The 22,081-nt window shown below is 64.6% G+C and carries 20 protein-coding genes; 10 read left to right on the top strand and 10 right to left on the bottom strand.

All coding sequences use genetic code 11. The features are described from left to right. Positions 1-60: 60 nt before the first annotated feature. On the top strand, positions 61-972 hold the full coding sequence (locus EHF33_RS12070) for a tetratricopeptide repeat protein (protein WP_164473471.1): 912 nt from the start codon (positions 61-63) through the stop codon (positions 970-972). 107 nt (positions 973-1,079) lie between these two features. Then, positions 1,080-2,549, top strand: a complete 1,470-nt coding sequence (locus EHF33_RS12065) for an NAD(P)H-hydrate dehydratase (RefSeq protein WP_164473470.1) — start codon at positions 1,080-1,082, stop codon at positions 2,547-2,549. Between the two features lie 8 nt (positions 2,550-2,557). Here the strand turns inward: EHF33_RS12065 and hrpB are convergent, their stop codons facing one another. Continuing rightward, positions 2,558-5,011, bottom strand: coding sequence for an ATP-dependent helicase HrpB (gene hrpB / locus EHF33_RS12060; protein WP_241191160.1), 2,454 nt, complete (start codon positions 5,009-5,011; stop codon positions 2,558-2,560). An 8-nt stretch (positions 5,012-5,019) separates the two neighbouring features. Next, the gene (locus EHF33_RS12055; protein WP_124871849.1) at positions 5,020-5,844 is read right to left on the bottom strand and encodes an exodeoxyribonuclease III; all 825 of its coding nucleotides are present in this window, start codon (positions 5,842-5,844) and stop codon (positions 5,020-5,022) included. Between the two features lie 100 nt (positions 5,845-5,944). Here EHF33_RS12055 and EHF33_RS12050 point away from each other — a divergent pair, with 100 nt between their 5' ends. The 4 genes from EHF33_RS12050 to EHF33_RS12035 all read left to right on the top strand — a co-directional run bounded on the left by EHF33_RS12050 (position 5,945) and on the right by EHF33_RS12035 (position 8,393). Further along, positions 5,945-6,253, top strand: coding sequence for a hypothetical protein (locus tag EHF33_RS12050; protein WP_124871845.1), 309 nt, complete (start codon positions 5,945-5,947; stop codon positions 6,251-6,253). Positions 6,254-6,317: 64 nt separating this feature from the next. Further along, complete coding sequence (locus EHF33_RS12045; protein ID WP_124871843.1) at positions 6,318-6,875, top strand: UbiX family flavin prenyltransferase; 558 nt, start codon at positions 6,318-6,320, stop codon at positions 6,873-6,875. Next, positions 6,872-7,549, top strand: a complete 678-nt coding sequence (ispD, locus tag EHF33_RS12040) for a 2-C-methyl-D-erythritol 4-phosphate cytidylyltransferase (protein ID WP_241191159.1) — start codon at positions 6,872-6,874, stop codon at positions 7,547-7,549. The genes EHF33_RS12045 and ispD overlap by 4 nt, the downstream gene beginning before the upstream one ends. Further along, positions 7,542-8,393: a 4-(cytidine 5'-diphospho)-2-C-methyl-D-erythritol kinase gene (locus EHF33_RS12035; protein WP_124871837.1), complete on the top strand. Its 852-nt coding sequence runs from the start codon at positions 7,542-7,544 to the stop codon at positions 8,391-8,393. The genes ispD and EHF33_RS12035 overlap by 8 nt, the downstream gene beginning before the upstream one ends. On the opposite strand, the gene EHF33_RS12030 is transcribed toward EHF33_RS12035, so the two are convergent. Together EHF33_RS12030 and EHF33_RS12025 are read right to left on the bottom strand one after the other, a co-directional pair. Next, entirely contained in the window at positions 8,390-9,019 is a 630-nt protein-coding gene (locus EHF33_RS12030; protein WP_124871833.1) for an IMPACT family protein, read from the bottom strand. The genes EHF33_RS12035 and EHF33_RS12030 overlap by 4 nt on opposite strands. Continuing rightward, positions 9,019-9,606, bottom strand: a complete 588-nt coding sequence (locus EHF33_RS12025) for an NUDIX domain-containing protein (protein WP_124871830.1) — start codon at positions 9,604-9,606, stop codon at positions 9,019-9,021. The genes EHF33_RS12030 and EHF33_RS12025 overlap by 1 nt, the downstream gene beginning before the upstream one ends. 115 nt (positions 9,607-9,721) lie before the next feature. Between EHF33_RS12025 and EHF33_RS12020 the strand changes: the two genes are divergently transcribed. Further along, entirely contained in the window at positions 9,722-11,779 is a 2,058-nt protein-coding gene (locus tag EHF33_RS12020) for an N-acetylmuramoyl-L-alanine amidase family protein (RefSeq protein WP_124871826.1), read from the top strand. Positions 11,780-11,792: 13 nt separating this feature from the next. Here EHF33_RS12020 and EHF33_RS12015 read toward each other — a convergent pair whose 3' ends face one another. Together EHF33_RS12015 and EHF33_RS12010 are read right to left on the bottom strand one after the other, a co-directional pair. Then, positions 11,793-12,644 (bottom strand): AIM24 family protein, encoded by an 852-nt coding sequence (locus EHF33_RS12015; RefSeq protein WP_124871823.1) that lies wholly within the window; start codon positions 12,642-12,644, stop codon positions 11,793-11,795. A gap of 50 nt (positions 12,645-12,694) precedes the next feature. After that, positions 12,695-13,738: an ATP-grasp domain-containing protein gene (locus EHF33_RS12010; RefSeq protein ID WP_124871820.1), complete on the bottom strand. Its 1,044-nt coding sequence runs from the start codon at positions 13,736-13,738 to the stop codon at positions 12,695-12,697. A gap of 199 nt (positions 13,739-13,937) precedes the next feature. Here EHF33_RS12010 and EHF33_RS12005 point away from each other — a divergent pair, with 199 nt between their 5' ends. Together EHF33_RS12005 and EHF33_RS12000 are read left to right on the top strand one after the other, a co-directional pair. Continuing rightward, positions 13,938-14,300 (top strand): hypothetical protein, encoded by a 363-nt coding sequence (locus EHF33_RS12005; protein WP_124871817.1) that lies wholly within the window; start codon positions 13,938-13,940, stop codon positions 14,298-14,300. Positions 14,301-14,645: 345 nt separating this feature from the next. Beyond that, complete coding sequence (locus EHF33_RS12000; RefSeq protein WP_241191158.1) at positions 14,646-15,983, top strand: SAM-dependent methyltransferase; 1,338 nt, start codon at positions 14,646-14,648, stop codon at positions 15,981-15,983. A 28-nt stretch (positions 15,984-16,011) separates the two neighbouring features. On the opposite strand, the gene EHF33_RS11995 is transcribed toward EHF33_RS12000, so the two are convergent. The 4 genes from EHF33_RS11995 to EHF33_RS11980 all read right to left on the bottom strand — a co-directional run bounded on the left by EHF33_RS11995 (position 16,012) and on the right by EHF33_RS11980 (position 21,059). Continuing rightward, complete coding sequence (locus EHF33_RS11995) at positions 16,012-16,371, bottom strand: ArsC/Spx/MgsR family protein (RefSeq protein WP_124871814.1); 360 nt, start codon at positions 16,369-16,371, stop codon at positions 16,012-16,014. 226 nt (positions 16,372-16,597) lie between these two features. Continuing rightward, on the bottom strand, positions 16,598-17,818 hold the full coding sequence (locus tag EHF33_RS11990) for a 2,3-bisphosphoglycerate-independent phosphoglycerate mutase (protein ID WP_420889944.1): 1,221 nt from the start codon (positions 17,816-17,818) through the stop codon (positions 16,598-16,600). Between the two features lie 56 nt (positions 17,819-17,874). Beyond that, positions 17,875-18,102, bottom strand: a complete 228-nt coding sequence (locus EHF33_RS11985; protein WP_124871808.1) for a hypothetical protein — start codon at positions 18,100-18,102, stop codon at positions 17,875-17,877. After that, positions 18,099-21,059, bottom strand: coding sequence for a hypothetical protein (locus tag EHF33_RS11980; RefSeq protein ID WP_241191157.1), 2,961 nt, complete (start codon positions 21,057-21,059; stop codon positions 18,099-18,101). Before EHF33_RS11980 ends, EHF33_RS11985 begins: the two co-directional genes overlap by 4 nt. A gap of 222 nt (positions 21,060-21,281) precedes the next feature. On the opposite strand from EHF33_RS11980, the gene EHF33_RS11975 reads away from it, so the two are divergent. After that, positions 21,282-21,995 carry a tetratricopeptide repeat protein gene (locus EHF33_RS11975; protein WP_124871805.1) on the top strand — a complete coding sequence of 238 codons (714 nt, stop codon included), beginning with the start codon at positions 21,282-21,284 and terminating at the stop codon, positions 21,993-21,995. The last annotated feature ends 86 nt before the right edge of the window (positions 21,996-22,081 follow it).

The following is a 22,081-nucleotide window of genomic DNA, read 5'->3' as shown; positions in this document are numbered from 1 at the left end:
AAGCCCAAAACACAGCGGGCCTTACGCTGACGCGGCGCAAGTAATGAGTATACTTCGGCCATGACCGAGAGCAAGGCCCCCGTATCCCTTCAAAAGGGCGTTGGCACTGGGGGAGCACCCATCACGTCCGCGCCGCTCCCGGCTATGCCGCCGCACCTGGCAGGGCTGAATCTGGACTGGGGCGGCTACCTGACGGCCGGCGAGTACCGCCGCGCCATGGCCGCCGCCCGCCTCGCTCCCACACCGCTGCCGAGCAGTTTACTGAGCGCTCTGGAGTCGCTGCACGACATTCAAGATCACGTCCGCGCCCACAAATACCCGCAGGCCCGCCGCGCCCTGAACCGGCTGACCCAAGACCTCAGTGAACCCGACGCCGCGCTGAGTGAGGTGCGCCGCCACGTCAGTGTCCACACGCTGGACGCCGCCCTCACGAGTTTGGAAGCGGCGGAGACGGCGCGTCATGTAGAACCCGAAGCGTTGACTGCCGCCCTGCAACCCGCCCTCGACTTGCCGCTGACCCGCGCCGAGGCGCTCAACTCGGTAGGTGTGCTGCACGCCATCCATGAGGAAACCGGCCAAGCCCGCCAGCTGTTTGAGCAGGCCGCCGAAGCCGACGCGGGCCACTACCGCGCCGTCAGCAATATTGGGAATTTGGAGTTGCAAGCCGGAAACTTCAAAGAAGCCGAGGCCGCCCAGCGCCGCGCCATCGCGCTGAATCCCGACTTTGCCGGAGCGCACCACAATCTGGGCGTGGCGCTGCGTAGACAGGGGCGGGTCAACGACTCGGTCAAGGCCATCCGGCGCGGCCAGCGCTTGTCGGTGCGCCGAATGCGCGAAGACGCGCCGCGCCTGAGCGTCGGCAGCGCGGCCAACAAAGGGCTGAATGCCAAGTGGCTGACTCCGGCCAATTTGCGGATTATCGGCTTGGTGGTCGCGGCGCTGGTGTTTTACTTTTTCCTCAAAGGGCGCTGAGCAGAGCAGCTTCTCGTTTGCGGCCTGTGGCAACAAAATGCGGGAACAAAAAGACGCCGAAACGCTCTCCTCACACGCGCACCAAAACTTGGGCGCGAAACTGAGGCATGGCTGAAGCGGTTTTCCTTCCCGAAGGTGTCAAGGCGCTTGACGCCCGTTTAGAAGCCGCTGAGCTGCTGGATCTGGCAATGGAAACGGCGGGGCGAGCGGTGGCCGACCACCTTCAACACCACTTTCCGGCGGGCCACGTCTTGCTGCTGGCAGGCAGCGGGGCCAACGGCGGAGACGCTTTGGTGGCGGCGCGGCATTTGCTGGCACTGGAGCGCGAAGTGACGGTGCTGGCCCAACCGTCCAAGCACCCGCTGAGTCAGCTCAACAAGCGGCGGCTCTCAGCGGTTGGCGTTGAGGCGCAGACCCTCTCAGCAGCCAACCTGCGCCGCGTCCTGACGGGCGCTCAGATGGTCGGCGGGGTGGTGGTGGACGGCCTGCTCGGCACCGGATTCGTGCCGCCGCTGCGCCCAGAACTCAGCGAACTCGTGGAGATCATCAACCAAAGCGGTCTCAAGGTGCTGAGCATTGACCTACCCTCCGGCTTGGACGCCAGCAACGCTCAGCGTCCAGAGGCGGCAGTGAGGGCGGCGCAGACCGTGACGTTTGGCGGCCTCAAGCCCGCGCTGATCTACGGCCCCGCCGCGCACGCCGCCGGAGAGGTGAGTGTGGCCGACTTGCGGGTACCGCCGGAGTGGGTTTTGCGGGAAGCGGTGGCCCTGCGCCTGACTGACGCTGAAATCGCCGCCAAGCTGCCAGTGCGCTTTGCCGACGCCCACAAAGGCACGGCGGGCCGCATCTGGATGGTGGGCGGACACCCCGGCACCGTGGGCGCACCCGCGCTGGCCGGGCTCGGCGCTCTGCGGGTGGGCGCGGGGCTGGTCAGCATCTACAGCGGGGCCGATGTGCCGCTGATCACGCCGGAGCTGATGGTTCACCGGGTCGAAATGGATGACCAGCTGAGTGCACTAGAGAACGAAGTAAAGCCGGACGCGCTGGCAGTAGGGATGGGCCTCGGCCCAAATGCGGCGCAGGTGGCCCGCACGGTGCTGAGTTGGACAATTCCCACCGTAGTGGACGCCGACGCCCTGCAACCCGAACTCGCCGGACACGGCCACGACCAAGTCATCTGGACGCCGCACCCCGGCGAAGCGGCGCGGCTGCTGGGAGTCACCACACCAGAGATCACCGCTGGTCCGCTCAGTGCGGCCAGGCAGCTTCAAAGCAAGTTCGGGGGCGTGGTGGTGCTCAAAGGCGGGCCGTCTACCCTGGCCACTGGGAACGGCCTTTTCGTCTCGCGGGGCGGGCATCCCGGCATGGCCTCGGCTGGCATGGGCGATACGCTGAGCGGCATTTTGGCGGGTCTACTGGGACAAGGGCTGAGCGCCGAGGACGCCGCGCTGTGCGGCGTAAGGCTGCACAGCAAAGCGGGCGAACTCGCCGGAGCCAAGCACGGCTACGGCCTGACGGCCACCGACGTTTCGGGGGAAGTGGGAGCGGCTTGGCTGGCGCTGGTGCGGGGCGCTTAGCCAACCGCTTACATCCGCTTTTTGGTCGCCCGGGTGGCCTGCGCCGTCCACGGATCATCCGGCCAGGGGTGCTTGGGATATTGGCCGCGCAAGTCTTTGCGAACTTCAAAGTACCCGCTTTGCCAAAACGAGCGCAAATCCTGCGTGATCTGCACCGGGCGGCGGGCGGGCGAGAGCAAGTGCAGCAGCACCGGCGCTCTCCCCGCGTTGACGGTGGGCGTATCGGCCAGCCCGAAGAGTTCTTGCAACTTGACAGCCAGAATAGGAGCGTCGCCGTCTGGGCGGTACTCCAGCTTGATGCTGTGACCGCTGGGCACGCTGAGCTGAGTGGGAGCGAGTTCGTCGAGTTGGCGCGGCAAAGGCCAAGGCAATAGGGGATGCAGCGCCGAGAGAAGCTGGATCTTGCCCAAATCCTCGCGCCTGCGAACCGTGCCGAGGTGGGGGGTGAGCCAGTCGTCCAAGCGCTCCAGCAAAGCGGCGTCCGAAACATCCGGCCACTCCTCTCCTGCTCGCCACGCCCGCAGACTCAGCACACGGGCTTGCCACTGCCGCGCTTCATTCGTCCAGCTCAGTGAACCCAGCCCCTCGCGCAGCACCGCCGAGCGCACGGCGGATACCCGCAGAGCTTCCGGCACTTGCTGGAGCGGCTGGGTGCCGAGCAGCAAGCGGCCAAAGCGGCGCTCGCGGGCGGCGGTCAGCGTTCCTGTGCGGCTGTCCCACTCGACCACGTCGGAAGTCACCGCCTGAGCGCTCAGCACCGCTTCACTCAGCGGCGCAGCAAGGTAGATGCGGCCCTCGCCGCTGCCCGCATCCAGGTGAGCGGCCACCACATAGGGCTGCCCGGCGAGGTCATCCCCTTCGGGGAGCCGTGCGCCCTGCCCTCCCGCCAGCAAGTAGCGGTCTAGAGTGCCGGGGCGAAGTTGCGCGGCCCGTTCTGGATAAGCAAGATGCAGGAGTTGGCCCACCTGCTCTGGGTCGGGCGAAGTGTCGTCAGGCCGGACACGCAGCAAGCTGCGCCACTGCCGACTGAGACGCTCGATTCGCTCCAAGATGGCCCTGTCCCCTTCTCCCCTGCCCCCACTGCGGTGCTGGCGCAGCGCCCAGACCCGCCGCGCCACGTCGCTGCCCGCACTGCGCGGCAAGGGGTCGCGTTCCTCCAGCACGGCGGCAAGGTCGGCAGCCAGCGGGCCGAGGCCCAGCGACGCGCCCTGACTGAGCAGGTGGGCCAGTCGCGGGTGGGTCGGCAGGTCCAAGAGTTCGCGGCCCTGCGGGGTGATGCGGCCACCTTGAAGAGCACTCAACTCGGTCAGCAGGCTCTGAGCGGTGGCCACTCTGGGCGGCGGCGGAGCGTCGAGCCAGGGCAAAGCTGTCACATCCGCGCCCCAGCCCGCCACTTCCAGCAGGAGCGGCGCGAGGTCGGCGCTCAGGATTTCCGGCAAGCGTGCGGCGGCAAGCAGCGGCTGGGTGCGCTCGCTCCACAGGCGGTAAGCCACCCCCGGCGCAGTGCGGCCCGCCCGTCCAGCGCGTTGATCGGCGCTGTCGCGGGTCACGCGGCTCGTCACCATTTTGCTCAGGCCGCTGCCCGGATCAAATTGCTGGGTGCGGGTCAGGCCGCTGTCGATCACCACCCGCACGCCGTCAAGGGTCAGACTGGTTTCCGCGATGCTGGTGGCCAGCACCACCTTGCGCCGAGCAGGGTCGGGCACAATGGCGCGGTTTTGCTCGGCAATCGGGAGGTCGCCGTAAAGCGGCAAGACAGAGACTTCGGGGTGACGTTCGCGCAGCGCGGCCATGTTGCGGCGAATCTCAGCCACGCCCGGCAAGAACGCCAGAATGTCGCCTTCATCGCTTGCCAGAGCCCGCGTCACCGCGCCCGCCACTGCCGAGGCCGGATCAGCCGGATCGGCGGCGAGGTAGCGCACGTCCACCGGATAGCTGCGGCCCAGGCTTTCCAGTATGGGAATGTGTGTACCCAAACGGGCAGGCAAGCTGGGATCGAGGGTGGCTGACATGATCAGCACCCGCAGATCGTCCCTCAGTGCGCCCTGCACCTCGCGCACCAAGCTGAGGGCCAAATCCGCGTTGAGGCTGCGTTCGTGGAACTCGTCGAAGAGAATCAGGCCCACGCCCTTCAGCTCCGGGTCGTGCTGAAGGCGGCGGGTCAAAATGCCCTCGGTGACGACCTCGAGGCGGGTGCGGGCCGAGACGAGCGTTTCAAAGCGCACCCGCAGGCCCACCGTCTCGCCGACTTTTTCGCCCAGAGTGGCCGCCAACCGCGCCGCCACCGCTCTGGCCGCCACCCGGCGGGGTTGCAGCAGCAACAGACGCTGGCCCGAGAGCCAAGGCTCAGAAAGCAGTTCCAGTGGCAAGCCGGTGCTTTTGCCCGCGCCGGGGGGGGCTTGCAAGATCACCAGCGGGTGCAGATTGAGCGCCGCCCGCAAGGCCGGTAAAAGTTCCAACACCGGCAAGCTCAAGGCGTTACACCAATGAGCCGTCCGCTCAGCGGCGCGTGATCGGAAAAGCGTTCGCGGCGCTCCACCCATACTTCTGTCAGGGGCAGACCCGCCGCCAGGAGGTAATCGATGCGCCAGCCGACATCGTTGTTAAAGGCGTTGGCGCGGTTGCTCCACCAAGTGTATTCGCGCCGATCAATCAAGTGGTCGCGGTGGCTATCGCGCAGGCCCAGCGCCAGATACTGGCTCATCCACTCGCGCTCATGCGGCAAAAAGCCGGGCTTGTTGCGGTTGCTCTGCCAGTTTTTGATGTCCAGCTCCGTATGGGCCACGTTGAAATCGCCGCCGATGATCAGGGGCGGTCTGGGGGCGGCTGTCTTCGTTTCGTTGTCGTCTTGGCTGCTCTCTGCGTCCGGTACAGATAAATGCCCGCGTGTCCACTCGGCAAAGTCCACCAGGACCCGCTCCTTAAAGAGTTGGCGCTCAGGCCGACTCGCGCCGCTGGGCAAATACACGCTGGCAAAGCGGACGCCCTCCACCACCGCCGACAAGACCCGCCCCTCGGCATCGACTTCGGGGTCGTTCATGCCCATCTGCACGTCACTCAGGCCGCGCCGACTCAGCAGCGCCACTCCGCTGTACCCGGCTTTTTGGGCAGGGTGCCAGCACGAATCGTAGCCGAGCGCGGCAAACACCTCCGGCAGCGGCTCAGCGCGGACTTCTTGCAGCAGCAGCACGTCGGGGGCGTGGCGCTCCAGCCAGCCGAGCAGCCCTTTGCTGAGGGCGCTCCGGAGGCCGTTGACATTCAGGGTGGTGACGTTCAGGGAGGTAAGGGAGGACACCCCGGCAGCATAAAGCAAGGCCCCACGCTTCAAGCCCAAATCAAGACAAGATTTATACCACTGAGACCCGCCTTCATGAGAACAGCGCTAGTCTGTCGGCATGGCAGATATCCAGTTTCGCAACGAGTCCGACGGTCAGAGCTTTCAAATGACCCACCCCAAAGCCGCACGCGTGCTGGACGACATCGAGAAGTGGGCGGGCAGCAACGGGTTTGAACACATCACCTTTTGGCGTGACGAGAGCGACAGCACCAAATACTGGGTGCAACTCGGTGAAGACAAGCTCAACTATTGGGTGCATGAATCGACGTTCAGCGAAGGCAAACACGAAGAAGTCGAAATGCAGCTCGACTACGCACGCGGCGCTCAGCGGCGCTCGGCAGCGGGGTACGCCAAGTTCGACAAGTGAAGCGGGCTGAACCAAGTTCATTCGTCCTGCCGGAAACTTGCCGCCTTCTGCTAGCCTGAGCCGCATGCGATTGGTGGTTGGCGTTTCGGGAGGCAGCGGGATGCCGTATGCCCTGAGCATTTTGAGGGCGCTGAGCAGCCTGGATGTGGAAACGCATCTGGTGGTTTCCAGCGGCGCCAAGCGGGTGATGAGCATGGAAGGCGGGCCGCAACTGAGCGACCTGACCGAACTGGTGCACACCGTTCACGACGACCGCGATCTGGGGGCCAGCATTGCCAGCGGCTCCTACCGCACGGCGGGCATGCTGGTGGTGCCGTGCAGCGCCGGAACGCTGGCCAAAATCGCCCACGGCTTTGCCGACAATCTGCTCTCCCGCGCCGCCCACGTGACCCTCAAAGAGCGCCGCCCGCTGGTGCTGGTGACCCGCGAAGACCCGCTGCCGCGCCCGATGTTGCAAAACATGCTGCTGGCCCATGACGCCGGAGCCAGCTTGATGAGCGCCAGCCCGGGCTTTTATCACGCGCCCAAAACGGTGGACGAACTGCTGCATTTCGTTACGGCGCGGGTGCTCGATCAGTTTGGGCTGGAAGCGGGCGATTTTAAGCGCTGGGGCGAGGCTTGACGCTTCCCCAGCGCACCGCGGCCCTGATTCCCGCTGCCGGACTGGGCACCCGCTTGGGGCAGGGGCCAAAAGCATTTGTCACTGTCGGCGGCCTGAGCCTGCTAGCCCGCAGCGTGGCGGCCCTCGCACCACTTGTTGACGAGGTGGTGGTGGCCCTACCGGACGGTTACGCCCTGCATGATTTGAACTTGCCGGGTGACGTCCGCGCCATCACCGGAGGCGCGACCCGCCAAGCCTCGGTGTTGGCGCTGCTGCAAGCCAGTGAAGCCGACGTGGTGCTGATCCACGACGCGGCGCGGCCCTTTTTGCCGCCGAGCGTGGGTGAGGCTGTCAAAGCTGCCGCTGCCCAAACCGGAGCCGCCACCGCCGCGCTGCCGGTCGCCGACACGCTGGTGCGTCAGGCTGGGCCGAACTTGTGGGGCCAACTGACTTCCCGGGAGGGCCTGTGGGCGGTGCAGACGCCGCAGGGCTTTCGGCGTGAGCTGCTGCTGGAAGCCCACCGAGCCGCCGAGAAAAGCGGCATTCAGGCCACCGACGACGCCGGGCTGGTGGCGCGGCTGGGCTTGCCGGTGGCGCTGATTTTGGGGGACGCCCGACTTTTTAAAGTCACCACGCCCGGCGACCTGATCTTGGCCAAAGCGCTGGCACGACTCTGGGACGCCGAGCATGCCTGAAACACTCAAAGTCTTTGCCCCCGCCAAAATCAATCTGGGCCTCTCGGTGCTGGGCCTGCGCTCTGACGGTTACCACGACATCTCCAGCGTGATGCTGCCGCTGTCGGTGGGCGACGAGTTGGAGGTCAGGCCCGCGCCTGAATTGACACTGAAAGTCTTGGGCGCAGACTTGCCGACTGACAGTAGGAATCTGGTGTACCGGGCGGCTGAGCTGTACTTCAGGGCGGCGGGTGTGAAAGGCGGCGCTCAGCTCACGCTGCATAAAGTATTGCCGCTGGCCAGTGGCCTCGGCGGCGGCAGCAGCGACGCGGCGAGTACCTTGCTGGCGCTGGCGCAGCTGTATCCGGCGGGCGTTAATCTACACACCCTCGCCCAGCAACTCGGCGCAGACGTGCCGTTCTTTTTGCTGGGCGGCGCGGCGTTGGCCGAGGGGATCGGGGAGCGCCTGACCCCCCTCGACGCCCCGCCGAGCTGGCTGGTGCTGCTCAATCCCGGTGTGGCGGTCAGCGCCCGCGACGCTTATGTGTGGCTGGACGAAACGGGGGCTTACACCCCGCCGCTGGACGCTCCCGCACTGCTCGGCGCATTGGCAGCGGGCCAGATGGTGCCGTATTTCAACGCTCTGCAAGACGCGGTGGTGGTTCGTCACTCGCCGATTGCCGCCGCGCTCAGCGCCCTCACCCAAATCGGCCTCCACAGCCTGCTGATGAGCGGTTCGGGCAGCACGGTGTTTGGACTGGCCCGAAGTGAGGCGCAGGCGAGAGCCGCCGCCACAAACTTACAGGCCCAGTTTCCGAACTGGTGGGCGCGGGCAGCACAGATTAGGAGTGGACTGGCGGTCTAGACCCCTCCCGCCGTTTCTTCCAGCGTCCCGCTCCCCCGCGTGGCGTCTTGCAGAGCCGCCCCGAACGCCTCCACGTCTTCAGGATAAAGCTGCACCGGCAAGCTCACGCCCGCGCCGCTGTAGCTCTCCTCACCGCGTCCCGTATCGAACTGAACCAACAGGTGATACAGGGCGCTGAGAAACTCGTAGGGCACCGAAACTTGGCGCGTCAGGCGGGGGCGAACTTCAAAACGCTCGGCAGTTCGCAGGCACTCGGCGCAGCCCCCGCCGTAGGCCCGCGCCAGCCCGCCGGTGCCGAGTTTGACGCCGCCGTAATAGCGCACCACCACCACCATCAGGTGATCGAGGCCCTGCCCCTGGATGGCCCTCAGCATCGGCATTCCCGCCGTGCCGCTGGGTTCGCCATCATCGGAGAAGCGGTAAAGCGGGCCAATCTGGTAAGCCCAGCAGTGGTGGGTGGCGTCGGGGTAACGCTCTTTGAGGGCGGCAAGCTGAGCCAGCGCTTGTTCGGGCGTGTCGGCCCGCTCAGCAAAGGCCAGAAACTCGCTGCCGTCTATCACGGCGTCTGTGCGGTGCGGCTGCGCCAGCGTCGCAAACGGCGTCAGGTCGGCGGGTGGCCCAGCCATCACAGCAGCCCGCGCCGCTCCAGTTCGCGTCGGGCGTGAAACAACACCAAACTGCTGGGGCCGTCAAAAATCTGACCCGCTTCCAATTGTTCGTAAATTTCAGGCAGCGGCAAGACCAAGCGCTCGATCAGTTCACTGTCTTCATTTTGGGTGCTCCCCAACTCAGCACCAAACGCCAAAAACGGATAAAACACCGCCCCGCTGATGCTCGGCTGCGGATAAAACCCCGGCAGAGCGACCCACTCGCTCGCCACGCCGCCCGCTTCTTCTTTGAGTTCGCGGGCAGCGGCGCTTCCCAATTCTTCGCCCTCCTCCACTCCGCCCGCCACCACCGCACAGATGCTGGCCCCCAGTGGATAGCGGTACTCGCGGATCAGCACGCCATGACCCGAGGCCGTAACCGGAAACACGAATACGGCGCGGGGGCCGCGTGGCCGGTAGACATATTCGGCTTCCCCGCCGCCGTGCAGGCGCACCACGTCGCGCACCAAGCGGCGCGGCGGGCCGCTGAGTTCGGTGCGGCTCAGCGTTTGCCAGGGCTGCTGCTCGTCGGCAATCAGGTGGGGCCAGTTGGGATGCTCGGTCATGGCCTGAGGATAGGGCCTGGGCCGGTGTGCCGCCACCTGATTACGCCGAGTTAACCCTTGGATGAGACTTGCCTGAGCGCTTCTCACTCCCAGAGTCTTAAAGTAAGGCTCAGACATGCGGGACGCCTTCAAGATCCTTTCATCTGCAAGCTTGTTGCTGGGAGCGCTCCTCACTCAGCAGGTTGCCGCCCAGACTGCTGCGCCCAGCGACCCGTTTGTGCGCGGCGCACCTGCCCAGAGCTTGCCGGGACTGATGCCGCTCACGGCTCCCGCACTGCAAACCAGCACTTCCCCAACCAGCACTTCAGCGCTCAGCAACTCAGTCAGCCCCACCCCGTCCAGTAATCCCCCCTCCACCAGCCGTCTCAGTCCACTTGCGCCGGCAGCGGCCCCCAACGCCAGCGAGTTTCCCGCGCTCGGCTCGCCCCGCGTCTACAGCGAGGGCAGCCAAACCAAAGTGGTCTACGATCTGCCCACCGGCGTCGTCTACAGCCTGACCCAAGAATTCAGCGGCCTACGCCTCGAGTTCCGGCAAGTGCGCTCAGCGCCCAGTGTCACCGCCCAACTCGGTGCCGCTGTCGGTGAATACCGGGTGGCCTCCTCGCCCAGCGGCGTGCAGATCAGGCTCGCCACACCGTTTTCGCTCAGCGCCAAAAGCGGGTGGCGGGCCAGTGAAGCCATCATCGCCTCCGGCGGGCGGGTACTGATTTTGGAACTTGGCCCGGCCATCGGCGGCGGCGCGGCGGCCAGTCTGCGCGGCACGGTGAAAACCGATCCCCCCCCGCCCAGCGAGCAAGCGGTGAGTCCGGGCGGCGTGGGGCTGACCCCGCTTGCGCCCAAAAATAGCCTGAGCACTGCACCGCCAATCAGCTTAAGCCGTGGCGCGGCGACCAGTTCACCCGCTTCCACCGCTTCCGCGTTCAGTTCAGCCGTGGGCCTCGCCGACCCCGCGCAGGGCCTCCTTTCGCCCAGTGACGCGGCCGCGCCCGCCGGAAGTTCGGGAACCAGCGCGGCCAGCCAACTGCCGCCCGGCGACTCGCTGGGCAACGCGGCTGGCGCTTTGCCCGCGCCCGCTGTGGGCCTACCCGGCATCATTGACGGCGATCCCAACATCACGCGCGGCAAAGCCAACGGCAGCCCGCAGGCCGGAGCCATTTTGGCCGCCCCGCGCATCGGCAAAAACCCCGGCGTCACGCGGGTGGTGCTCGACTTGCCGCCCGGCACCAGTTTTCAAATCTCACCGGGAGCGCTGGGTCTGAGCATCGACCTGGTCGGCGTCGGCGCAGATCCGCTCAGTGCCGGCATCGTCAGCAGCGAGCTGCGCGGCTGGCGCTACAGTCCGGCGGTGGCGGGTTCCAGCACGGCCAGCCGCAGCAACGTCTTTTTGCTTTCATCCTCGCCGCTGACTTTGCACAGCGGCTGGCGCGGCGTGTTGCTGCCGCCCGCCAGCGGCTCAGACCGCTCACGGCTGGCGATCGACTTTTCGCCCGCCTTTGCCAACACCACCCCACTTTTGCCTGCCGAGAAAGTGCTGGCCGCCGCGCCGCCCGTGCGCTCATCCGCGCTGACCTTCAACGGAACGGCCTTGGCGCTGCCCAGCGTCGTCATTGACGCCGGGCACGGTGGGCGCGACCCCGGCGCGGTGGGCCTGGTGACCGAGAAAATGGTGGTGCTGGACGTGGCCCTGCGGGTGCGGCGCTACCTTCAGTCGGCGGGCATCAATGTCATCATGAGCCGCGAAAACGACAGCGCCATTTCCAACGACAAAAACACCGACCTCAATGCCCGCGCCGCGCTGGGCTACAACGGCGCTCAGCTCTATGTCAGCATTCACGCCAACAGCATGGAGCCGGTCAATGTGCTCAGGGGCTACGGCATCGAAACCTGGTGGAACAACAACAACGCCGCCAGTTCCGCTTTTGCCGGATTGCTGCAAGCCAACATCATTCAAACCACTGGAGCTTATAACCAGGGGCTGAAAAGCTCGCGCTCGCTGGCGGTGCTGCGCGGCTCGCGGGTGCCCGCCGCTTTGGTCGAAATCGGCTTCGTGGGCCATCCGGTCGACGGCAGCAACTTGGAAGACGACAACTACCTCGAGCGGGTGGCGCTGGGCATCGCACGCGGCATCCGCGAGGCGCTGGTGACGGGCGTGGCCACGCAGGCTAGCAAGTAGAAACGTCCTTAAATTAGCTTTTGCTGCTGTCCCCCAGCGGCACGGTAATTTGTTTGCGGGCGGCCTGTGCGGTGGGGGTCAGCCACACCACGCCGCTGCCGGTCAGGCTATAGATCATGCCCTCGCCGCTGCGGTACGTGCTGAACCAGCCCCGGTCGAACTTTTCGATATTGAACTGCAAACTGCTGGAAAACAGCAAGATCAGGTCGCCGTCTATGCGCATTTCGTCGTTGTTGAGGGTGTGGATTTCGATTTCCTCGAACGGCACCGGGCTCTCAAGAACGAAGTAGCCGGTTCCCTTGAGTTCCGGCGACACCAAGCCGCTGCCGCCAAAAGCGCGGGCATCCAGCATGAGGCGCGGCGACATGTCCATGCTGGTTTCGCACGAGTAAAAAGCTCCGTCGTCGATGATGTAGTTGTCGTTCGGCGAATCTTTTTCACCGATAATCAGGTGCTTGTAAGTGGGTTCTGTCCAGACCACGCCGCTGCCCTGAAAGATGTTGCGCGACGACGACTCGCCCATCGCCCGCCCCGCCGCCATCCGCGCCACCCCGCCGAGCAGGCCGCCCAGCCCGCCACCACCTTGATTGCCGCCGCCCATCCCCGGCGAACTCTGCATTCCGCTCAGCGACTTCATGCGGATATTGCCCCGGCTGAACTGAAAAGCTCCGGGTTGCAGCAGCGCTCCGCCGCCGTCGAGCTTAATCTCGAGGACGTTGGGACGCATTCCCAGGCGGTCAGCGGCGTAGAAGTGCTGCGCTTCGTAGAGGTCGTGCGGCTGCACCGGACTTTGGTACGTGGTGAAGGTCACGCCCTTGCCAGCGGCGGTGTCGAGCTGCTTGAGATTTTCACGGCGCTTTTCCATGCTGAGCCTCCTGCCTTGGAGTTAAAGTAGAGATGAAATCACAGTTTACCTCACAGCACTTTTGCAGGCAGCGCAATGACCTCCTGGCTCTCGGTGACGCGCCTGCCCGCCGCAAAAGTGAGGTCGCCCAGCGGTACACCAAAATGTGAATCCACTTCCAGCAGGCCCAAATCCAGGCCGCTGAGCGCCGCGCTGATCGGCAAGCCGCCGCTGGCACGGGCGTTGACTTCCAGGAGTTTGGGCTGGCCGTGTTTGTCTTCACGGAACTGGGCATTAAAGAGGCCGTCCATCTGAAGTTCGCGGCAGAGGAGGGCCGTCCACTCGCGCATCTGCGGATGCTCCACGGCGGTTTGCAGGTTGCCCAGCCCCACGAGCTTGCGCCGAATTACGCAGGTCAGCAGCTCGCCGCCGCGAGCGAGGACGTCAATGCTGTATTCAAAGCCGGGTAGGGTTTCCATCACCAGCATCACCGGCAGTTCCTGATCCTTAAACAGCAGCTCGGCAGCGGGGTAGCTCAGGCGCAGCGGGTTGCCGCTCAGAAAGTATTTGAGGTCGTCACCCTCGGTCAAAATCCTAAAGCCGATTCCGAAGATGCCGCATGCGGGTTTGATGCAGGCCGAGCCGTACTTGGCTTCGAGTTCGCGGGCCGCCGCCAGCATCTGTGGCCAATTTTGCACGGGCCGCGTTTCGGGCATGGGGATGTGCTCAGCGAAGGTCTGGTAAAAGTGGGCTTTGTCTTCGCACCGCTCAAAACTGGCCGGGTCGGTGCTGGGCACGATGAGGTGGCAACCGGCGGCCCCGATTTCAGCGCGGTGCTGGGCCAAATGTGCGGCGTAACGCCCCGCCACCAGCGCGGCTATGTTGTGTTTCTGCACCGTTTGCAACACGTAGTCCAAATACGCCGCCGCGCTGGGCATCGGCGGCTCGACAAAGCCGTGATCCGCCGCGCCGAGATAGCCCGCGTCCGGTGAAGTGTGGCTGGCCAGCACCCGGTAGCGCCCTGAGCGCTTGACTTGGCGAATGCGCTGCAAGGTGGGGCTAATATTTTTGCTGAACCAAACGGGAGGAAGTGCATCAGGTGAGGCAGTGGACATGAAGACGCATTATGCCGTCCGCTGAGAGCCGGCAGCGCAGGCCTGTGTCTTTAGTACCTGCAATTTTGATCCCTGTGACTTTAATAAATGTCCGGCTTCCCCGCTCCGCTTATAATCGACTCCGCGTTTTTGAAGGCACCTCAGGTTCAGTTCTTTCTCCGCCTTCTTCCCTCAATCTTTTTTAAGGAGCCATTCTCCCATGCGAATCACTGCCGTTTTTGAAAATCTGGCCCAAGCCGAAGCCGCCCTGCAAGACCTCCGACAAGCGGGCGCGGGCGACGCCAAGCTGACGCTGCTTGACCAAGAGGCCGCTGGGAGCCACTCCAGCGAAGCGTTCGGCGACATTTACGCCAGCGCCGAGAGCGGCCTCAGCGCCGAAGAAGGTCGGAAGCGCCCTTTTGGCGACACTTACGACGAAAGCAGCACGCCCGCTGTTCAGCCCACCCAGCTCTCGGCAGAACTGCTGGATAAGGGCGGGGTATTGGTGGCGGTGGAAACCGACCAAACCAGCCTCAGCGAAAACGAAGTGCGGACAATCTTGAATCACTACGCGGTGAGGTAAAGCGGCAAGACAACAGGATCAAAAACCCATGAAGGGGGTCAGTCTGGCCCTCTTTTTTTGGTTCTTGAAACGGGCTTCACTCGCTCGCCAGGGAGTTCGGCACCGAGAGCTTTGAATGCAGCGTGGCAAAGTTGATCTCTACCAACGGGCAAGAAGCAATGCTCATCTACGGGCCTCTAAGGTTGCTGAATTCTTTATGGTGTCTCCTAAATTTCACCACTCCAGCAGGCTGGCCACTATCATCTAAACGTTAAACGCCTTCTGACGGCTGAAGTTTTGGAGGGGGACATTCGGCGGCCTATTGAGCAAGGCGAGCATTTACTTGCGCCAAAAGGAGTCCCGACTTTGTCTTTACCACTTGCTTCAGTGAGTCCGTTTCCCCAGCAGGCCCTCGCCACCTCGCGCCAGATCGTGAACTTGTTGTTCGGCCCGCCAAGTCGGCGCAGCTTCCACGTGCGCTACTGGGACGGCAGCCAGGAAGGCCCATCCGGAAGCACGCCCGCGACAGTGACGCTGACTTCACCGGCTTCGCTGAGGCGAATGCTGTGGCCGCCTTCGGATTTGGCGCTGGGCGAAGCGTTTATTTTCGGTGACTTCGATGTGGAAGGCAGCTTGGAGCACGTGCTGGCACAGGCCGTACAAATCGGCGACCAACTGCTGCGGCCCGCCGTCGCGGCGCGGGTGGCGGCGGCGCTGCTGAGTTTGCCCGACACCAAGCGCCCCACTCCGAACCTGAACTTTGACGACACCAGCAAAACCCACTCCAAAGAACGCGACGCCCACGCCATCCGTTATCACTACGACATCGGCAACGCCTTTTACAAGCTGTGGCTCGACGAGCGCATGGTGTATTCCTGCGCTTACTTCAAAACCGAACACGACACGTTAGAGGAGGCCCAGACCACCAAACTTGACCGCATCTGCAAAAAGCTGCGTCTTCAACCCGGCGAGCGCCTACTCGACATCGGTTGCGGCTGGGGCGGGCTGGCTATTTACGCCGCGCAGCACTACGGCGTCACGGTCACGGGGATTACGCTGAGTCCATCGCAGGCCGAGGTGGCGCGGGAGCGGGCGGAGGCAGCGGGCGTGGGCGATAAAGTCAAGATCGAGATTCGCGACTACCGCGATTTATCCGCCTCCACGCGCTACGACAAAGTCGCCAGCATCGGCATGTTCGAGCATGTCGGGCGGGCCAAGATGCCGAAGTATTTCGCCCAGATCTACAAGCTGCTCCGGCCCGGCGGCTTGCTACTCAATCACGGCATCGTCAAAGAAATTGCCCCCAACTTTATTCACTGGGGCTTTGGAACGGTCGAGCGCTATCTCAACGCCCACTCCTTTTTGCAAAACTACGTGTTCCCCGACGGCGAACTGCGGCGGCTGAGCGAAGTCAATTTGCGGGCCGAGCAAGCCGGTTTTGAAATCCGCGACGCCGAAAACATGCGCGAACACTACGCCCTGACCCTGCGCCAGTGGGTGACGCGGCTCGAAGACCACCACGCCGAGATTTTGGCGCGTGGCCTCGCCGACGAAGTGACGTACCGCATCTGGCGCTTGTATATGGCCGGCAGCGCTCAGTCGTTCACGGCGGGCCGCATCGGCGTGGTGCAAACTTTGCTGGTCAGGCCCCTATCCAGCGGCGAAGCGGGCTTGCCACTGGGCAGAGCAGACATCGAGGCCTGAGCAGTCAAGGAGAGCTGATCCAAACCGCTCAGCTCCCCTCCACCATTTTGACCCAGCTCTCTTTGTCTTCGCCCACCGACAGCACCTTGCCACCGCGTACCAGAGGCAAGTTGAGTGCGGCGGGAAATTCGGCCAGTTTGGAGAGAAAGCTTTCTTCAGAGAGGCGCAGATAAGGCAGGCCGGAATCCTCATAGGCTTTACTTTCTTTGTCCAGGACTCCATCGGAGCCGAATTTTTGCTGAAAGCGGGCCAACTCGCCTTTGCTGATCGGCTTGGTGGCCAGATCCACGAAGTGCACCTTGATACGCCGCTCCTTGAAGAAGCGCTCGGCGGCGCGGGTGGCCGCCGACTTCTTGAGGCCGAACATTTGAACCGTCACTTCAGGCATGGTTTTAGTTTAAGGCGTGCTTGCCCTGCACGGTGTCGCGCATTGGCGGCCTGACTTCGACTTCCCAGCAACAGCCTGAGACTTTGCGGCGCAGTTGGGTTAGGGCAGATCAACCAGAGCGGCTGAGGCGGAGTTTGGAGCAGCCGAGCCGCCCACTCACCCGTTGTGAAAACTGATGCCAGTCGCCGTCAAAGAGAAGCCAAAACCTCAGCTCTCCATCTGTTTTTTAGGCTCCGTACTTCTGCAACTTCAGTGCGTTGGCCATCAAGAGGGGCATGATGTCGGTGCCTTTGCGCAGGGCCAAGCTGCCCCTGAGCGATTCGTCTTCGGTGTAGCGCTGGGCCAAGTCTTTGCGCCCGTATTTGCTGCGGATCAGCAACGGCACCGGATGCCACGAGTGGGTCGCCAACTTGCTGGGCGTGCTGTGATCGCCCACGATGCAAATTACATCCGGCTCCAGCGCCAGCAGATCGGGCAAGAGCGCGTCGAACAACTCGATCTTTTTGACTTTGGCTTTGAAGTCGCCGTCTTCACCAGTCGAGTCGGTCTTTTTGATGTGAAAGTAAAAGAAATCGTACTCGCCCCAGGCGGCCTTAAGCGCTTCGACTTTACCGCTTAGCGCGTCTTCTTCGCCCTTGACTTCCAGCACGTCCATACCGACCAGCGAGGCCAGCCCCTTGTACATTGGGTAAGAAGCGATGCAGGCGGCCCTCAGCTTGTAAATGTCGTCGAAGCTGGGAAAGTGCGGCACGTCCGAATAGCCCCGGAACAGCACCCCATTGACCTGCGTCTCGTCCTTGAGGGCGGCTTCGGCCTGCGTCACAAAGCTGTTGACCAGCGCCGCCGTCGTCTGGCTGGCGTCGTCGTGGGCCACGGCGCTCATCGGCTGCACACCGGTATCCTGCGGATCGACGTCGCTGAGGTTCGCGCCCAGCGGCGTGCCCTGAGCGCGGAAGACCACCACGAAACGGTGCTCACTCTCGGTATAGATCTCCACCGGAATGCCGTCAATGTTCTGAATGACACCCCTGAGTTTGGTGACAATTTCGGCGTTCTTCTCGTCGCTGGGGCGTCCGGCGCGGCGGTCTTTGATGATCCGGTCGCCCTCCAAGGTGGCGAAGTTGCCGCGCACCGCCACGTCACCGGCACTCAGCTTGACGCCGATGCCCACCGCGCTGAGCGCTCCGCGCCCCACCACGAACTTGAGGGGATCGTAGCCGAATAGGCTCAGGTGGCCTGGGCCGGAGCCGGGGGTGATGCCCGCAGCAACGAGTTCGACTTGGCCGAGCTGCGACTCACGCGCCAGCGCGTCCATGTTGGGGGTTTTGGCGGCGGCCAACTCGGTGTCGCCGTCCAAGTCCATCGGCAAGCCGCCAATGCCGTCCAGCACCACCATCAAAATCTTTTCGTCGGTCTTCTTGGCCAGTTCACGAATGGTCTCGATCATGCCTGCCAGTTTACGCCGCGCTTGTCAGGAGAGCGTGGTGAGTTGTCTGGAAGGCGTTAATGCAGCAGCGTCATCCTCAGCACGCCGTAGATGGCCAGCACCGCGCCCAGCACCTGAATCCAGCGCTCGCCCTTGGCGTACCAAATGGCCAGGCCGCCCAGCGCTACGAACATCAGGCCGATCAAAATGCTGGCGACAGGATCGCCGTAGCGGCCCGCCGCCGCGTAAAGCCCGAAGCCGACCGCCAGCCCCAACATGCCCATCACGGGGCGCAACAAGTTCATGGCGCTGAGTCTAGCGGATCGGCTTTGGGCTCAGGAGCCAGCGCCAGCGGTAGGGCGTCGGCCAAGCGCCACACACCCAAATCAAATTGTGGCAGGCCAAGCTGGGGCCAGAGCCGGAGCGCCAGCGCTTCACCGCCCACCACGCCTTCCAAGAGGCGGCCCACTTCACGCCAGACGCCTGCCCGGAAGGGAGCGAGGTGGGCTTCGGTGAGGGCATCTTGCAACCAAGTCAGGGCCGTTCGGGCTCCGGCTGGGCCTTCCAGCAAGCCTGCGCGGGCTTCCAAGGTCAGCAGCTGAGCGTGCAGGCCCGGATCTGTGTCCGCCGTGCCGGAGGGCGCGACGCGGCGCAGCAGCGCGTGGGCGCGGTTGATTTCGCCCAGCGCCGCACCGATCTGCTCACCGCGCAGCAGCGCTTCGGCCAGCGTGGCCCGCGCCTGAGCCTCGGCGTAAGGGTGGTCGGTCAGCTCGAGGGCCAGTTTGGCGAAGTTCAGCGCCGCCGCCGCGTCGGGCTCGCACAGCACCCGCGAAAGGCGCATGTCAAAAGCCAACACCTGCTCGCGGTCTGAGAGGCCGTGGGCGGCACTCAGGAGCGCGTCTAAGATCTGGCGGGCGCGGCGCAGGTCGGCGTTGTCCCCTTCCGCGCCGGGGCCACGAAACGGATGCAGATACGGCAGCCCCAGCCCGCGTGACAAGTAAATCAGCGCCGCTCGGTACTCGGTGCGGCGGGTGCGGTAAGCGGCCTCGGCCTGCCGGGCATTGGGTTCAGCCAGCAGCGCCAGCGCCCGCGCCGCCGCTCTCAGTGCTTCCGGCCACTGCCCCAGCGCCAAATGCAGCGGAATACTCTCGCTGACGAGGCGGGCCTGCAAGACGGGGTCGGCTTCGTCAGCGGGCGGCTGTACTGCTGTAGACGGCTGTGCCGTGGCTACCTGCGCTGTGAGTGCCTGCGCCGCTCGGCTGCGCTCCAGCGCCGCGAGAGCGTGACCGCTACGCCGCAGGGCGGTGGCGGCGCGGGCCTCGGTGCGGGCGCGTTCTTGGGGAGACGCGCCGCCCAGTTGCAGGCGGGCGCTGGCGTCGTTCAGGGCGCTCAGAGCGGCGGCCACTTGACCCAGCCGCAGGCGCAGGTCGCCTTCCTGAGCGCGGGCGCGGGCAAACAGCAGCGGCGAAGTCGGCGGCACGCTCATCAAAAGGCTCAGGGCGTCGGCCCAGCGTCCGGCGTCCTTGGCAATCAGCCCGCGCCACAGCGTCGCCCGCGCTCCGCTGGAGTCGGTGCGGGGATCCTCCACAAAAGCGGTGGCGGCGCTGAGGTCGCCTTGCCAGCGCTTGAGGGCGGCTTCCACCAGCAGCGCGTCGGCCTGCGCTTCGGCGTGCCACGCGTCCACTGGGCCGGGCCGGTCTAGCGCGGCCCGCACCTCGGGGTGAGCAAGCTGGGCAGCGGCGGCTTCAAACTGGCCCGCGTCCAGACTGCTCTCGGCCAGCTTGATTCTGGCCCACAGGCGCGGCCCGCTTTCCTCTGCTTCCAGCAAAGTAAACAGGGCGTCGCGGGCCTGCGGGTGGTCGTAGCGGCCCAGCGTGGCGTGATGGGTCACTACCCAGCGGGCCACCGCTTGCCGGACTGGTGGCGGAGCCGACTGCCGAACGCGGCTCCACAGCGGCGCGGCCAGGGCCGCCGAGTCGGGATGACTTTCAAACCAAGCCCTCAGCGCGGGCCAGTCGCGCAGCTCGGTCAGCGCCCGCAGCTCCCACTCGGCCCACTCGGGGCGCAGACGGGCAGCGGAGGCGAGGCGTTGCCAGGTTTGGCGCAACACGGTGGGGTCTTGCTGGGCGCTAATCTCAGTGAGCAAGCTGGGCGAGATGGGGCGCGGCTCGGCGGGGTTGACTTCATCGAGGAGCGCCCGCAGATAGGGAGGCAGGCTCTCCAGCGCCTGACCCAGCGCCGCTTCCAGAATGGGGCGCGGGGCGCTGACGCCCACCGGGCCTTGCGCCACTTGCAAAGCGGCCAGCAAGCGGGCGGCCTGCGGATCGGCCAGCAATTTGGCCGCCACTGGCTGCCCACGCTTGGCACTCACCAGCAGCGTCAAGCGGTCGAGGTGCCGTCCAGTTTGGCGCACCAGCTCGTCTGCCCGCGCCGCGTCTACGCTGAGGGTGCTCATCAGGTAGCGGCGGGCTTCGACGGAGCTGGGCTGAGCCAAATGAATCACCTCGGCCCGCAGATCGGGCGGCAGGTCGCTGGCCTCCTCAAGCGCCAGCAAGACCGCCAGCCCCTCAGGAGCGCGGCGCAGCAGGTGTTCAGCGGCCCACGCCGCGCTGCTGACCGGCTCGGCGTCGCGGCCTCTCAGCGGCATGCCCCCAAACTGGCAGCCCCCCAACGAACCGCCCCCGCTGACCCGAATCAGTAAAGCGCCGCGCCCACCCACCACGCACCCCTGCAAGAACTGCTGAGCGGCCCGCGCTTGCTGCTCGGCTTGCAGGGCAAACGGCAAGTTCGGATGGCTCCCGTCCCCACTCCCGAGCGCGGCGCTGATGTCCTCGCCCAGCAGCAAACGGGTCAGGCGCAGCGCCGGAACTTGCCGCGACAACTCGCGCTCCAGATGCTCGATCAGCAAGGTTTTGCCGACGCCCGCTTTGCCTGCCACCATCAGCCTCGGCGTGCGGCCCGCCAAAATGCCGCTCAGGAAAGTGCGGTAAGCCCGCTTTTTGCTGCGGCCCAAAAGTTCGAGGTCGGTGGGCACGCTGGCGGGAAGTTGCAGCGGCGGAGCGCTCAGGCCCGCCTCGGCGTACAGCCTGCTGAGAATGGCGTAAAGCGCCTGCATGTCGGCAGGCAGGCCCACATCCTTGTAAATGATGTTGCGAACCGCCGCTGGATTCGCTCCGCTTGCCCGCATGGCTTCTTCCAGCCAGCGCAGCGAACCGCGCACCCCGCCCGCTCCGCGCTGAGCAGGCAGGTGAGGACGCAGCATGGAGAGCATCTCACGCCAGTTCACGGTAAAAGAGTTGTATCAAAGCTGAGTCCGGCCGCGCTGAGAAGCAGTGTTCCTGCGCGGGGGGCAGCACGCTTTGGGCACTCCTTTTCAAGGCTCGCTCGTCAAGGGCAGGTTCGTCAGGCAAGCGTCAAGCGGTTTGGTTATACTCGGTTCAGTTTCTTAACTTCAACTTATTGATGGCCCCTCGGAGGACTTCTTATGCCCAAACCCGTGCTCAACAAACGCCTGCTGACCACCCTCGCCGCCTTGCTGCTGGGCCAGACCCTCGCCGCCGGCTTACCCGACGCCCAAGCGCTGCTCGACCAAGGCAAGTGGCAAGACGCCGCCAACACGGCGAGTGGCCTCAAGACTGCTGAGGGCTACGCACTGGCCGCTCAGGCGTACACCCTCGGCGCGGCGCTGCTGCCCGACAACCAGAAAAAGGCCCAGTTTGAAAAAGCCCAAAACCTCGCCAAGCAGGCTATTGGCCTCGATGCCAAAAGCGCCAACGCCCACTTTGAGCTGGCCCGCGCCGATGGCCGCTTGGCACAGTACAGCGGCATTTTGCAGAGCCTAGGTCTGGCCGGTGAAGTCAAGCGCGAACTGGACACGGCCATTGACCTGAATAAAAATCTGGCCGCAGCTTACGTGGCGCTGGGCTTGTGGAACGCCGAGCTGACCGCCAAGGGCTTTATTGCCACCCGCGCCACTGGCGCTGACCGCAGCGAGATCGCTCCCAACTTTGAAAAAGCCATCGCGCTGGAACCCAACAACCCCAGCCACAAGATGGAATACGCCAATGCGCTGATTTTGCAAAACAACAAAACCGCCGCCGCCGCCCAACTCCAAAAGATGGTCGCCCTGCCCGCCGACACCTTCTGGGCAAAGCGCGATTTGGAAGCCAGCAAAGCCAAACTCGCCAGCTTGAGGTAAGCTCAACGCATAAAAAGCGGGGCGCGTCCGAATAGGAATGCGCCCCGCTTTTTGGTTGTAAATGCAATTGTGTAAGCCGTTGAGTT

Source organism: Deinococcus psychrotolerans (genome assembly GCF_003860465.1).
Classification (GTDB): Bacteria; Deinococcota; Deinococci; order Deinococcales; family Deinococcaceae; genus Deinococcus; species Deinococcus psychrotolerans.
The sequence above is the reverse complement of the archived record's forward strand: the minus strand, read 5'-3'. Positions and strand labels throughout refer to the sequence as shown.

Coding starts and splice junctions, on each gene's coding strand:
- EHF33_RS12020 (WP_124871826.1), top strand. CDS start 9,722: ATGCGGGACGCCTTCAAGATCCTTTCATCTGCAAGCTTGTTGCTGGGA.
- EHF33_RS12025 (WP_124871830.1), bottom strand. CDS start 9,606: ATGACCGAGCATCCCAACTGGCCCCACCTGATTGCCGACGAGCAGCAG.
- EHF33_RS12065 (WP_164473470.1), top strand. CDS start 1,080: ATGGCTGAAGCGGTTTTCCTTCCCGAAGGTGTCAAGGCGCTTGACGCC.
- EHF33_RS11980 (WP_241191157.1), bottom strand. CDS start 21,059: ATGCTGCGTCCTCACCTGCCTGCTCAGCGCGGAGCGGGCGGGGTGCGC.
- EHF33_RS12005 (WP_124871817.1), top strand. CDS start 13,938: ATGCGAATCACTGCCGTTTTTGAAAATCTGGCCCAAGCCGAAGCCGCC.
- EHF33_RS11990 (WP_420889944.1), bottom strand. CDS start 17,818: ATGATCGAGACCATTCGTGAACTGGCCAAGAAGACCGACGAAAAGATT.
- EHF33_RS11975 (WP_124871805.1), top strand. CDS start 21,282: ATGCCCAAACCCGTGCTCAACAAACGCCTGCTGACCACCCTCGCCGCC.
- EHF33_RS11995 (WP_124871814.1), bottom strand. CDS start 16,371: ATGCCTGAAGTGACGGTTCAAATGTTCGGCCTCAAGAAGTCGGCGGCC.
- EHF33_RS12015 (WP_124871823.1), bottom strand. CDS start 12,644: ATGGAAAAGCGCCGTGAAAATCTCAAGCAGCTCGACACCGCCGCTGGC.
- EHF33_RS12070 (WP_164473471.1), top strand. CDS start 61: ATGACCGAGAGCAAGGCCCCCGTATCCCTTCAAAAGGGCGTTGGCACT.
- EHF33_RS11985 (WP_124871808.1), bottom strand. CDS start 18,102: ATGAACTTGTTGCGCCCCGTGATGGGCATGTTGGGGCTGGCGGTCGGC.
- EHF33_RS12050 (WP_124871845.1), top strand. CDS start 5,945: ATGGCAGATATCCAGTTTCGCAACGAGTCCGACGGTCAGAGCTTTCAA.
- EHF33_RS12030 (WP_124871833.1), bottom strand. CDS start 9,019: ATGGCTGGGCCACCCGCCGACCTGACGCCGTTTGCGACGCTGGCGCAG.
- EHF33_RS12045 (WP_124871843.1), top strand. CDS start 6,318: ATGCGATTGGTGGTTGGCGTTTCGGGAGGCAGCGGGATGCCGTATGCC.
- EHF33_RS12035 (WP_124871837.1), top strand. CDS start 7,542: ATGCCTGAAACACTCAAAGTCTTTGCCCCCGCCAAAATCAATCTGGGC.
- EHF33_RS12010 (WP_124871820.1), bottom strand. CDS start 13,738: ATGTCCACTGCCTCACCTGATGCACTTCCTCCCGTTTGGTTCAGCAAA.